The organism is Motilimonas pumila, assembly GCF_003596335.1.
Lineage (GTDB): Bacteria > Pseudomonadota > Gammaproteobacteria > Enterobacterales > CBDFNC01 > Motilimonas > Motilimonas pumila.
In genome coordinates this window covers 49,739-62,642 of sequence record NZ_QZCH01000011.1, presented here as the reverse complement: position 1 = coordinate 62,642, position 12,904 = coordinate 49,739, and the positions used below count along the sequence as shown (strand labels likewise).

Here is a 12,904-nt window from a genome sequence, read left to right as displayed (position 1 = left end):
CGGTAGGTTATAGGTTACCTAGGTTGTCTACTTCAAGCTCTTTGAAGTATTTCAGTGTTTTCACTTTTAGTTCCATTGTTGCTGGCTCGTCACAAGCAATAATAGATTTAGGGTGTAGCTGCAGTGCAGAAACAGTCCATAGGTGGTTTACGCTGCCTTCAACTGCCGCTTCAAGCGCTTGCGCTTTGTTATGGCCAGTTACCAGAATTAATACTTTCTCAGCATCAAGTAGTGTACCAACACCAATAGTCAGGGCCAGTTTAGGTACTTGGTTGATGTCGTTGTCGAAGAAACGAGAGTTTGCAATACGCGTATCAGGCGTCAGTGTCTTGATACGAGTGCGTGAAGCCAAAGAAGATGCTGGCTCGTTAAACGCGATGTGACCGTCGTTACCCACGCCGCCCATGAATAGGTTAATTTTACCGTAGCTTGCAATCTTGTCTTCGTAGCGCTGGCATTCTGCTTCTAAATCTTCCGCATTACCATCAAGCAAGTTAATGTTCTTTTCTTGGATGTTGATGTGGTTGAAGAAGTTGTTGTACATGAAGCTGCGGTAGCTTTCTGGGTGATCCGGTGCAATACCTACGTACTCATCCATGTTGAATGTAACCACGTGCTCGAAACTTACTTCGCCAGCCTTATTAAGTTCAATAAGCCGCTTGTAAGTGTTCAGTGGAGTACCACCTGTAGGACAACCAAGTACAAAAGGACGGTCAGCAGTAGGTGCGAATTTGTTGATGGCGTCAGCAATGTAGCGAGCTGACCATAGGCCTACGTCTTTTGCGTTATCAAGTGGGATAAGTCTCATGACAAAAAGTCTCCAGTATGTAAAACAATCTAAGGGTGAATAAGTTTTTTAGTAGCGTAAATTAAGTTGCCCGATTTGGCCAGTAAAAATGCGTAAAAAAGCCATAAAAAAACCTAAAACCGCATTTTTATAAACAATTAATTCGCGTTAAGAAGAAAGTTTCGTGGTGAATAAGAGTTATTTGTATTTGCGACTAAGTAATGGGCATGAGATTAAGCCTGTGTTCAGCTTAGTTGTGATTCACTAATGCTAACGAAAATGTCAACAAGTTTGCTGTGAGTATTAATGCTAGGCCAGACGGAATTCACTTGGAATGATCTAGGTGCAGGATTTTGTGTTCTGGTGTTGCGATACGCTAGATAAATTGACTCCAGTTTCAAGCTATTAAAGGCTTTAGGATATTTTTATTAAATCAATTTTGCGGCATAAAGCACAGTTATGGAGGCGATTTCAAGACTCAATTGACCCTGATCACAAAAGTTTTGATTATTAATTTGCGAAGCGAAATAAATCCCTTAGACTGCCCGACATGCTAATTTTAGGTGGGTGAAATTAGTTAAAAAAATACAAATGAGCCTGCGATAAATTCATACACAAATGACCTATTGGAAAGGAGAGGTAGATTGTGAATATTCTTGGTTACTTACAAAAAATAGGCCGTGCACTTATGGTGCCGGTCGCAGTATTGCCGGCAGCGGCAATCATGATGGGTATCGGTTACTGGATTGACCCAGTAGCATGGGGCGGCAATAGTGCACTTGCGGCATTCTTAATCAAAGCCGGTGCGGCAATCATTGACAACATGTCATGGTTATTCGCGGTAGGTGTTGCTTATGGTATGTCAAAAGATAAAGACGGTGCAGCAGCGCTTGCTGGCTTAGTGGGTTTCTTCGTTGTTAAAACCTTGCTTGACCCTGGCGCGGTGGCACAAATTAGAAGCATTCCTTTAGAGGAAGTTCCTGCAGCATTCGGTAAAATTCAAAACCAATTTGTGGGTATTTTAGTGGGTGTGTTAACTGCTGAAATCTACAACCGCTTTAGCCACGTAGAGCTACATAAAGCGCTGGCATTCTTCTCTGGTAAACGTCTTGTACCTATCATCACTTCTCTGGTGATGATCGTAGTATCTTTCATCCTGATGGCTGTATGGCCTGTTATTTACAACGGTCTAGTAAGCTTCGGTGAAGGCATCCAGGGTCTTGGCTCTACTGGTGCTGGTATCTACGCATTCTTTAACCGTCTACTTATTCCTGTTGGTCTACACCACGCACTGAACTCAGTATTCTGGTTTGACGTAGCGGGTATTAACGATATTCCTAACTTCCTAGGCGGTGCTAAATCAATCGCTGAAGGTACAGCTACTGTTGGTGTAACAGGTATGTACCAAGCTGGTTTCTTCCCAATCATGATGTTTGGTCTTCCTGGTGCAGCGCTAGCTATCTACCACGCTGCGAAGCCTGAAAACAAAGAGCGTGTTGCTTCAATCATGATTGCAGCCGGTTTTGCATCTTTCTTCACAGGTGTCACTGAGCCACTAGAATTCTCATTCATGTTCGTTGCGCCAGTACTTTATGTTATCCATGCATTGCTAACAGGTATCTCTGTTTTCATCGCGGCTAACATGGAATGGATTGCAGGCTTTGGTTTCTCTGCAGGTCTTGTGGATATGGTACTTTCTAGCCGTAACCCACTGGCGAAAGATTGGTACATGTTGATCCTACAAGGTCTAGTATTCTTCGCTATCTACTACTTCGTGTTCCGCGCAGTCATCGCCAAGTTCGACCTAGCGACTCCTGGTCGTGAAGAAGGTCAAGATGATGCCGGTGCTGCAGCACCAGAAGCAAGCGCAGACAAGCGTGAGTTAGCTCAGAAATACCTAGCTGCGCTAGGCGGTGCTGATAACCTAACTGTGATTGACGCATGTATCACACGTTTGCGTCTGACGCTAAAAGATCGCAGCGTTATCGATGAAGCTGAACTAAAAGGCCTAGGTGCAATGGGCGTAGTTAAACTGGGTGATAACAACCTACAAGTTATCCTTGGTCCACAAGCTGAAATCGTTGCCGGCGAAATGAAATCTATCGCGGGTCAATAAGGTTAAAGTAATCTGATAACATCAGATTTGTAAAAAGGGAGCTTAGGCTCCCTTTTTTGTGCCTTAAATTTTGGCTAATCGCACCTTAGTAGTTGTCTTCCCAGCTGTAATCAGAGATTATATCCGGCTATATCACTGTGACTAATCTAACTCGAGGTGTTCAATGTCTCAGGCGGAAACTCGCCCAACCAACTTTATTCGTCAAATCATTGATGAAGACATTAAAACCGGTAAACACGGCGGCCGTGTGCATACCCGTTTTCCTCCAGAGCCAAATGGTTATCTGCATATTGGCCATGCTAAATCCATTTGTCTAAATTTTGGCATTGCCCAAGATTACGACAATGCGCTGTGTAATTTGCGCTTTGATGATACTAACCCGTTAAAAGAAGACATTGACTACGTTAACGCTATTCAACGTGACGTAGAGTGGTTAGGTTTTAATTGGCATGAAGCCGTGCGCTATTCTTCCGATTACTTTGAGCAACTGTATCAATTTGCCGTTGAGTTAATTGAAACAGGCAAAGCTTACGTGTGTGAGCTTAGCGCTGATGAAACCCGAGAGTACCGTGGCACATTAACTGAGCCGGGTAAAAACAGCCCTTATCGCGATCGCAGCGTTGAGGAGAACCTCGATTTATTCAAGCGCATGCGTGCAGGCGAATTTGAGGAAGGCAGCAAAATGTTGCGAGCCAAAATTGACATGGCTTCGCCTAACATGAAAATGCGCGACCCGGTGATTTACCGCATCCGTTTTGCTCACCATCATCAAACCGGTGATAAGTGGTGCATATACCCTATGTATGACTTCACTCATTGCATCTCGGATGCTATTGAAGGCATTACGCATAGTCTGTGTACTTTAGAGTTTGAAGATCATCGTCCTTTGTACGATTGGGTTCTGGATAACATCACTACGCCTTATCATCCACAGCAGATTGAATTCTCGCGTTTAAACTTAGAAAGTACGTTGACGTCTAAACGTAAACTCAATGCGTTAGTAACTGAAGGCGTGGTATCGGGTTGGGATGATCCACGTATGCCAACCATTGCCGGTATTCGTCGCCGTGGTTATACACCTGCCGCTGTGGTTGAGTTTTGTAAGCGTATTGGCGTAACTAAACAAGAAAACACGGTTGAAATGGCCATGTTAGAAGCGTGTATTCGGGAAGACTTTGACGCCAATGCCCCTCGTGCCATGGCGGTGCTTGAGCCCTTAAAGTTGGTTATTGAGAACTATCCTGAAGGGCAAATAGAAACCTTGGCTGGCTCTAACCATCCAAAAGACGAGTCCATGGGTAAACGCGAGTTACCTTTTAGCCGTGAGCTTTACATTGACCGTGATGATTTTCGTGAAGAAGCAAACAAAAAGTACAAGCGCTTAGTGCTGGGTAAAGAGGTGCGTTTGCGTAACGCATATGTGATCAAAGCGGAACAAGTCATCAAAGATGAAAATGGCGAAATCACTGAAATTCGTTGCAGTTACGATCCTGACACCCTAGGCAAAAACCCGGCAGACGGGCGCAAAGTCAAAGGCGTGATCCACTGGGTAAGCGCAGCGAAAAACCACCTAGCTGAGGTCCGTGTGTATGATCGTTTATTCACTGTAGCCAACCCTGGCGTGGCAGAGGATATTCACGAAGTACTCAACCCAGAGTCTTTGGTGGTTAAACAAGCTGTGGTTGAATACTCCTTGGGTGATGCCAAACCTTTGCAAGCTTACCAGTTTGAGCGAGAAGGTTACTTCTGCTTAGACAGCGTTGATGCCAGCGACGGTAAGCTTGTGTTCAACCGAACGGTGTCGCTGCGAGACACTTGGGCCAAAATGGCGCCATAATTCTTCCCCCTTCTATTCCAGCAAATAAAACGCGGCTTATTAGCCGCGTTTTTTTTTGTCCAGTGAACTACCATTATTGTTGGTTGCCCCATTACCTTGATGTTTACTAAGCTTTTTTGTTCGTAACGATAAAAATTAATTGATAGACAATCAGCGGGCGATCGCCGTTAATGCGGCTTCGTCAATAAGACGTTATACCCAAGGTAGCAGCTAAACTGTTAAATATTTTCTTCCTCTAGATGCGAGGCCTGTTATGCCACAAGCGAGTAAGTTGAACCGTGTTCGTGATGATTACAATGTCCATTATTGGAGCCAAGGCTTCTATGGCATTGATGATAATGGTGAAGTGGTTGTTTCTCCCCGCAGTGATAAAGCGCATTCAGTAGCATTAAGCGCGATCGTAAAGCAACTGGAGCAGCGCCAGTTAAACCTTCCCTTGTTGGTGCGTTTCCCGCAAATATTACACCAAAGGGTGCATAACTTATGCGATGCGTTCAATCAGGCAATCAACGAATGTGATTACCCAAACAACTATTTATTGGTATACCCGATAAAAGTGAACCAGCAAAAAGAAGTGGTAGAAGAGGTACTGGCAAGCCAAGCCAAACTGGAAACCAAGCAGTTGGGGTTAGAAGCAGGCAGTAAACCTGAGTTGTTAGCTGTACTGGCGTTAGCGCAGCAAGCAAGCTCTGTCATCGTGTGTAACGGTTATAAAGACAGAGAGTACATACGCCTCGCCCTTATTGGTGAAAAGCTGGGCCATTCGGTGTTTATCGTGTTAGAAAAACTGTCGGAGCTGGATTTAGTATTGGCGCAAGCTAAAAGCTTGGGAGTGAAGCCACGTATCGGTTTACGCATTCGTCTTGCTTCTCAGGGGGCCGGGAAATGGCAAGCGAGTGGCGGGGAAAAATCTAAGTTTGGCTTATCTGCGGCGCAAGTTTTAACCGTCATCGACAAGCTGAAGCAGGTAGACCAACTGGATGCATTGCAGTTAGTACACTTTCATTTAGGCTCACAAATGGCCAACATTCGTGACGTACGTAATGGTGTCAACGAAGCGGCTAGATTTTATTGTGAATTGCGTGATATTGGCGCAGGGATCAAATATTTTGATGTTGGCGGCGGCTTAGCGGTAGATTATGACGGTACGCGAAGTCAGTCATCCAACTCAATGAACTATGGCATGATTGAATACGCGCGCAACATTGTCAGCACCTTGAGTGACGTTTGTGAACATTATGGCCAACCTATGCCGGTGATCATTTCTGAATCAGGGCGCTCTACCACGGCCCATCACGCGGTACTGATCACCAACGTGATTGGCACCGAGACGTATTTACCAGAAGAGATCAGCGCGGTGGGTGACAGCGAGCCCATGCTATTGCAAAACATGTGGCGTAACTGGGAAAGTTTGTTGCAAGGCTCTGACGCTAGAGCGCTCATTGAAATTTATAACGATACCCAAAGTGACTTATCTGAAGCTCATGCTCAGTTTTCAACAGGGGTGTTGAATTTACAACAAAGGGCGTGGGTAGAGCAGCTAAGCTTGCGGATTTATCATGAGTTGAGTTTGAAAATGAGTAATAAAAACCGTTTTCATCGACCCATTTTGGATGAATTAAATAGCCGTTTAGCGGACAAGTTTTTCGTGAACTTTTCGTTGTTTCAATCACTGCCTGATGCTTGGGGGATTGAGCAAGTATTTCCGGTGTTGCCTTTGTCTGGCCTTGAGAAAATGGAAGACAGAAGGGCTGTGATGCTCGATATCACTTGTGACTCAGATGGGGTGATTGACCAATACGTTGAAGGGCAGGGCATTGAAACAACCTTACCTGTGCCAGCTTGGAATGCCAATGAACCTTACTTAATGGGTTTTTTCCTGGTGGGTGCTTACCAAGAAATTTTAGGCGCAATGCACAACCTGTTTGGTGATACTCACAGCGCCGTGGTGAACGTGAACGATGCGGGTGATATTGATATTGTCGCGACGAACCAAGGCGACAGCGTGGCGGATATGATGCGTTATGTGCACCTTGACGTGGACGTTATTCGCAGCAACTACCGCCAATTAGTGGAACAACAAGTATCACATGATGAGCAAAGCCAGGTACTGGCCGAATTAGAGCAAGGCTTAGACGGCTATACTTATTTAGAGGATTTTTAGATGAATGATTTGTTTACAAAAAAAGATAACTCTTTGTATTCAAATGCGATGACATTTATGCGATGCCCGCTGGTGACAGATCCTGTGACTAGCAAGGCTGATGTCGCCGTACTCGGGGTGCCATTTGATATGGCGACTTCTGGTCGTTCTGGCGCGCGAATGGGACCTGATGCTATTCGCCGTGCTTCGGTTAACTTGGCATGGGAAGAGAAAAAGTACCCGTGGTCGTTCAGTCTGTTTGAGCACCATAGTGTGATCGACGCCGGCGATCTAGTGTTTGACGCTGGTGATGCCGAAGACTTGTGTCAACGCTTACAAAGCGCAGCAGAGGCGGTTATTGGCAGTGGTAAAACCCTCCTTAGTCTTGGCGGTGATCACTTTATCACTTTGCCTGTATTACGGGCACATGCTAAGCATCACGGTGAAATGGCGTTGGTACATTTTGATGCGCATACCGACACTTATTCGCAAGGCAGCCGATATGACCATGGCACCATGTTTTATCACGCACCTAACGAGGGCCTTATTAGCCTTGAACATTCGATTCAGGTTGGCATTCGCACCGAATATGAGCGAGAAAATCATGGCTTTGAAGTGATTGATGGTACCTTAGGTAATGCCCTGAATGCAGCGCAAATTGCGGCCCAAATCAAAGCCAGGGTGAAAGATAAACCCGTTTACCTGACGTTTGACATTGATTGCCTAGATCCAGCTTTTGCGCCGGGCACAGGTACACCTGTGTGCGGAGGCTTAGACAGCAATAAAATATTAAATATCATTCGTGAACTAAAAGGCCTCAATATGGTGGGCATGGATGTAGTAGAGGTGGCTCCCGCTTATGACAGCGGTGAAGTTACCGCTTTGGCTGGCGCGACGATTGCACTGGAGCTACTGTATTTATGGAGTGAGCGGAATCAAAACTGAGCTAAAAGCAAAAAAACTCAGCCGAGGCTGAGTTTTTTGTCTGCAAACCTTGAGTCTATCAACTAGTGCTCGCATTTGCCGTTCATGCAACGGCCATAAAGATATAAACTGTGGTTGGTCAGTTGAATACCATGGGCTTCTGCAATTTCAATTTGCTTGGCTTCGATTAAGTCATCTGTAAATTCAATCACTTTACCGCAATCCAAACATACAAGGTGGTCATGATGCTCTTGGGTTGACAGTTCAAATACAGATTTTCCGCCTTCAAAATGGTGACGAGTAACGATGCCGGCGTCATCAAATTGGTTGAGTACGCGGTAAACCGTGGCAAGGCCAATTTCTTCGCCTAAGTCGATGAGCTTTTTGTATAAGTCTTCAGCGCTGATATGTTGGCTATCAGGTTGTCTAAGTAGCTCTAGGATTTTGATTCTTGGGAGCGTAACTTTAAGACCTGCTTGTTTTAATGCTTTGTTATTATCGGCCATGGTCGCGGTGATATCCTGAAATTCTTATTTGAGAAACGGCGTAACTACACCGTATTATATAAGCAAATAGCTTACATTGCTTTCCTTAGCAGGCGCAATAGGGATTGTTAACAAAAGTAACATTCCCTTGTGAAAATGTTACAGACAATTCCTATCTATGGCGCAGCAATGACTGAGAAGATTAATCCTCTAGTTCAGCCAGACACATTTCTTCGTAGATTTGCTTAACCCAAGTTTCTACACGCTCTGAGGTAAGTTCGGGTTGACGGTCCTCATCGATCCCTAGGCCCACAAAGTGCTCGTCGTCTACCAAGGCTTTAGAGGCTTCAAACTCGTAACCTTCAGTTGGCCAGTTACCAATAATGGTCGCGCCTTTCGCTTCGATGATGTCTGCTAAGGTGCCCATGGCATCAAGAAAGTACTCAGCGTAATCTTCTTGGTCACCGCAACCAAAAATGGCAACTAATTTCTCACTAAAGTCGATTTCTTCGAGATCAGGAAAAAAGTCATCCCAGTCACATTGGGCTTCACCGTAATACCAAGTGGGAATACCCAATAGTAGAAGGCTAAACTCGTCGATTTCTTCTTTGCTACTTTTAGCGATATCTTTCACTTCAACCAGGTTTTTACCGAGTTGTTTTTGGATCATTTTAGCGACAGCTTCAGTATTGCCTGTGTCACTTCCAAAAAATATCCCTACACTTGCCATATTGAAATTACCTATCTTATATAAATTATTACTGTAAGAGCTGTTGCTCTAACATGGAAACTATGAGTTCGCTACGGCTGACGTTTCGTTTGTCCGCCAATTGATTTAAATGTTCGAACAAATCTTGCTCAACTTTTAATTCAACGCGTCTTAACCCTTTGGCTTTATCTCGTTTAATCTGGTTGCGCTTATTTATTTTAAGCTGCTGCTCACGAGAAAGCGGGTTTGTTTTTGGTCTTCCCGGCCTTTTGTCTTCTGCGAAGAGGTCGCCAGTGGTTCTGTCTGTTAGCTCTTTTGCCATTGTACTGTTTGCCAGTCTGTTAACCCAGTCCGTTGGACTCCCAAAATACTTCAATAATGCCTTTCGACACAAAACCGGCACAGCCTAAGAACAACACCAACCAGACAATGGCGCGGCCAAATGTTGGTACATTGCTGCGTTTTAATACATCTTGAATAGATAATCCGATCAGTAAAAATATGATGACATAAAAGCCATACAAACCCAGGGTTTCTATTTCTTCAACGTATTCGCTTAACATAAACTCTTCTTGCGCCGTATTTTAAACCGCCGGAATATAACACATACGGACCAAACGTGTTAACACCTAGTGTTATAAAAAGTCACTGACTAGCTTGTTAAAAATGGCGGGTTTCTCGGCATGAAGCCAATGCCCCGTGTTGTTGATTATTTTCATTCTCGCGTTAGGAAATTGACGTATGACGGTATCGGTGTACTCAGTGATCAAATAATCAGAGCGCTCGCCTTTAATGAATAAGGTTGGCCCTTGATAACTTTCGTCACTGAACGGCCACTGACTGATGATGTCATACTGCTGCATTAACCCGTGTAAGTTAAATCGCCATTGAAAGCCGGCTTCACTGCGGTACAAAGACTTTAATAAAAATTGCTGCACGCCGACTTCTTCTATACCTTGAGCCAAGATCATGTTCGCTTCATTACGAGAGTTAATCCCGGGCACCGGCACCTTATTTAACGCTGTAAAAACACCTTGATGGCGAGATGGGTAAGTAACTGGCGCCATATCGGCAATAATCAGTTTATCTATATATTGCGGCGCTTGCATGGCGGTTGCCATGGCAATTTTTCCGCCCATTGAATGGCCCACAAGACTGAAGCGCTTAAACCCTAAGCGTGCGGCTAATTGAATGATGTCATTTGCCATCTCGGCGTAAGACATGCTGTCACAATGAGGCGATTCACCGTGGTTTCTGACGTCAACACTGACCACAGTATGGTCGGTTTGCAAATGTTTATGCAGCAGACCAAAATTCGATAAGCTACCAAATAAACCGTGGATCAGGAACACAGCAGGGCCTTGGCCCGTCTTGTTATAATTTAACTGCATTATTACTTTCACTTTGTGTAGGATTTTTACCACTGACGGGCTTTTTTACTTTTAAGTCTAACCTGACTATTGCCTAAAGTCATTGGAGAGTCGGCCTAACTCTGGTTATAATCTGTCGCACGTTTGGTCGAGACTGTTTGTAAAATATGAAAAAAATTGAGTTAGATGATGAGTTGTACCAGTACATAGCGGGACAAACTCAAGATATTGGTGAAAGCGCCTCGCAAATTTTGCGTCGATTATTAAATTTTCCTGCTCAAGGCAGTTCTAACGCCAACCCTGCTCCTTCTTCCAGTGCCAGCTCCGCGATAACGTCAGAGTCAGAGGCATTAGAGACCTCTGCTGTTAATGATAGCGAGGATGATGCTCATATTGCTGACACAAATCTTGATTACGATGACTTACTGGCATTTCTGAACAGTGAGCAATTAGCGAACACTGAGCTATCCGTAGAGCGCTTTTTGCTGATTTTATCACGCATGTATCAAGACAGCAGCGAGCAATTTGCCACCGCTTCTGAAACGGTAAAAGGCCGCAAGCGTTTGTATTTAGCTGACTCTGAAGCAGCGTTAGAAGAGGGCGGTAAGACCTGTAAACCCAGGGCGATTCCTAACAGTCCATTCTGGGTTATCACCAACGCAAACACTGGACGTAAACGTATTATTATCGCCCAATTGATGGCAAGTATGGGGTATGCTCATCAAGTGATAGAAAAAGCCTGTGAAAAAATTTAAAAATTAGATAAGGACACTTATGGCCGTTCATCCTCGTGCTGGGCAAGTCGCTCAGCCGCAAGACTTAGACAACATCCCAGCATTAGTTTCAGCTTATTACACTCTGGCGCCAGACGTCAGTATTCGAGAACAACAGGTGGCGTTTGGCACTTCTGGCCATCGGGGCTGTTCCCTCGACCAAGCTTTCAATGAAGATCATATTTTGGCTATCAGCCAAGCGATTGCTGAATATCGCGCCGAACAAGGTTATGAAGGCCCCTTGTTTATTGGTAAAGATACCCATGCGCTCTCTGAGCCGGCTTTTGCTAGCGCGGTAGAAGTGTTGGTTGCCAATGGCGTTCCTGTCGTCGTGCAAGAAGGGCTAGGTTATACCCCAACACCGGTTATTTCCCATGCGATTTTACGGTTTAACTCCGACTCAGCAGCGCCGCGTGCAGACGGCATAGTGATTACGCCTTCTCACAACCCACCGCGCGATGGCGGTTTCAAATACAACCCGCCAAATGGTGGCCCAGCGGATGGCAATGTCACTAAAATCATTCAAGATAGAGCCAATGAGATTTTGGCCGATGACTTGGTTGATGTAAAACGCATGGATTACCAAACCGCACTGGATTTGGCTCAGCACCATGATTACATCAAACCTTATGTGTCTGACCTAGACCAAGTCATTGACATGAAAGCCATTGCCGATGCAGGTGTGAAAATCGGTGTTGATACACTGGGTGGCTCGGGCGTTGCTTATTGGGCAGTTATTGCCGAGCACTATGGGCTGAATATCGAAGTGGTGAACGATACCGTTGACCCCACCTTCTCATTTATGACGTTAGATAAAGACGGCAAAATTCGCATGGATTGTTCGTCTCCTTTCGCCATGGCGGGGTTAATTGACCTGAAGGATAAATTTGACGTAGCAGTGGGTAATGACCCTGATTATGATCGCCATGGCATCGTGACCCCGTCTGCCGGTTTGATGAATCCAAACCATTATTTAGCAGTGGCTATCCAATACTTGTTCACCCACAGACCGCAGTGGCCTGCTGACGCTAAATTGGGTAAAACGCTGGTATCGAGTTCAATGATTGACCGCGTCGCAGAAAAGCTGGGTAAAGATTTATGCGAAGTACCCGTTGGTTTTAAATGGTTTGTTGACGGCCTGTTTAACGGTGGTTTTGGCTTCGGCGGTGAAGAAAGTGCTGGCGCGTCTTTCCTACGCCATGACGGCAGCGTCTGGAGCACCGACAAAGACGGTATTATTTTAGCGCTGCTTGCGGCTGAAATTATCGCAGTGACCAAGAAAGACCCGGGCGAACATTACCAAGCGCTAGAAGCAGAGTTTGGCCAACCGGTTTATCAGCGCATTGACGCGCCGGCTTCTCCCGAACAAAAAGCGGTGTTGGCAGGCTTAAGCCCTGAACTTGTAGAGGCGGACACGTTAGCAGGCGAGACGATTGTTGCCAAACTTACCAACGCGCCAGGTAACGATGCGGCTATCGGTGGCCTTAAAGTGGTAACTGAAAACGGCTGGTTTGCGGCGAGACCATCTGGCACCGAGAATATTTACAAGATTTATGCGGAGTCTTTTAAAGGCGACAGTCACCTTGCCCAAGTACAAGCAGAGGCAAAAGAGATTGTCTCAGCCGCTTTTGCCAAGGCTGGTTTGTAGACCTCTAGCTCAAAAACCTAACAGATTTTTCAAAAGGAGCCTTCAGGCTCCTTTTTTTGTTAAACATTTCATAAAATTGACATCAAAAACAGCGATATTGTTATCTATTAAG

12 protein-coding genes are annotated in these 12,904 nt (G+C 45.1%); 6 read left to right on the top strand and 6 right to left on the bottom strand.

Annotation, left to right across the window (positions count from 1 at the left end; translation table 11 throughout):
- Nucleotides 1–7: 7 nt before the first annotated feature.
- A complete protein-coding gene (nagB, locus tag D1Z90_RS09985; protein ID WP_119910606.1) occupies nt 8–808 on the bottom strand; it encodes a glucosamine-6-phosphate deaminase in 801 nt (266 codons plus the stop codon).
- Between the two features lie 667 nt (nt 809–1,475).
- Between nagB and nagE the strand changes: the two genes are divergently transcribed.
- The 4 genes from nagE to speB all read left to right on the top strand — a co-directional run bounded on the left by nagE (nt 1,476) and on the right by speB (nt 7,828).
- Complete coding sequence (gene nagE, locus D1Z90_RS09980) at nt 1,476–2,903, top strand: N-acetylglucosamine-specific PTS transporter subunit IIBC (RefSeq protein ID WP_232525239.1); 1,428 nt, start codon at nt 1,476–1,478, stop codon at nt 2,901–2,903.
- A gap of 163 nt (nt 2,904–3,066) precedes the next feature.
- The gene (gene glnS / locus D1Z90_RS09975; protein WP_119910604.1) at nt 3,067–4,740 is read left to right on the top strand and encodes a glutamine--tRNA ligase; all 1,674 of its coding nucleotides are present in this window, start codon (nt 3,067–3,069) and stop codon (nt 4,738–4,740) included.
- 253 nt (nt 4,741–4,993) lie between these two features.
- A complete protein-coding gene (speA, locus tag D1Z90_RS09970) occupies nt 4,994–6,904 on the top strand; it encodes an arginine decarboxylase (RefSeq protein ID WP_119910603.1) in 1,911 nt (636 codons plus the stop codon).
- Nucleotides 6,905–7,828 (top strand): agmatinase, encoded by a 924-nt coding sequence (speB, locus tag D1Z90_RS09965; RefSeq protein ID WP_119910602.1) that lies wholly within the window; start codon nt 6,905–6,907, stop codon nt 7,826–7,828.
- Nucleotides 7,829–7,890: 62 nt separating this feature from the next.
- Here speB and fur read toward each other — a convergent pair whose 3' ends face one another.
- The 5 genes from fur to D1Z90_RS09940 all read right to left on the bottom strand — a co-directional run bounded on the left by fur (nt 7,891) and on the right by D1Z90_RS09940 (nt 10,392).
- Nucleotides 7,891–8,313, bottom strand: a complete 423-nt coding sequence (fur, locus tag D1Z90_RS09960; protein ID WP_119910601.1) for a ferric iron uptake transcriptional regulator — start codon at nt 8,311–8,313, stop codon at nt 7,891–7,893.
- A 181-nt stretch (nt 8,314–8,494) separates the two neighbouring features.
- The gene (gene fldA, locus D1Z90_RS09955) at nt 8,495–9,022 is read right to left on the bottom strand and encodes a flavodoxin FldA (protein WP_119910600.1); all 528 of its coding nucleotides are present in this window, start codon (nt 9,020–9,022) and stop codon (nt 8,495–8,497) included.
- Between the two features lie 28 nt (nt 9,023–9,050).
- Complete coding sequence (gene ybfE / locus D1Z90_RS09950) at nt 9,051–9,323, bottom strand: LexA regulated protein (RefSeq protein WP_119910599.1); 273 nt, start codon at nt 9,321–9,323, stop codon at nt 9,051–9,053.
- Between the two features lie 19 nt (nt 9,324–9,342).
- Nucleotides 9,343–9,564, bottom strand: coding sequence for a DUF2788 domain-containing protein (locus tag D1Z90_RS09945; RefSeq protein WP_119910598.1), 222 nt, complete (start codon nt 9,562–9,564; stop codon nt 9,343–9,345).
- Between the two features lie 72 nt (nt 9,565–9,636).
- The gene (locus D1Z90_RS09940; protein ID WP_119910597.1) at nt 9,637–10,392 is read right to left on the bottom strand and encodes an alpha/beta fold hydrolase; all 756 of its coding nucleotides are present in this window, start codon (nt 10,390–10,392) and stop codon (nt 9,637–9,639) included.
- A gap of 146 nt (nt 10,393–10,538) precedes the next feature.
- On the opposite strand from D1Z90_RS09940, the gene seqA reads away from it, so the two are divergent.
- Together seqA and pgm are read left to right on the top strand one after the other, a co-directional pair.
- Nucleotides 10,539–11,126 carry a replication initiation negative regulator SeqA gene (gene seqA / locus D1Z90_RS09935; protein WP_119910596.1) on the top strand — a complete coding sequence of 196 codons (588 nt, stop codon included), beginning with the start codon at nt 10,539–10,541 and terminating at the stop codon, nt 11,124–11,126.
- A 19-nt stretch (nt 11,127–11,145) separates the two neighbouring features.
- Nucleotides 11,146–12,792, top strand: a complete 1,647-nt coding sequence (gene pgm, locus D1Z90_RS09930) for a phosphoglucomutase (alpha-D-glucose-1,6-bisphosphate-dependent) (protein ID WP_119910595.1) — start codon at nt 11,146–11,148, stop codon at nt 12,790–12,792.
- Nucleotides 12,793–12,904: the final 112 nt, after the last annotated feature.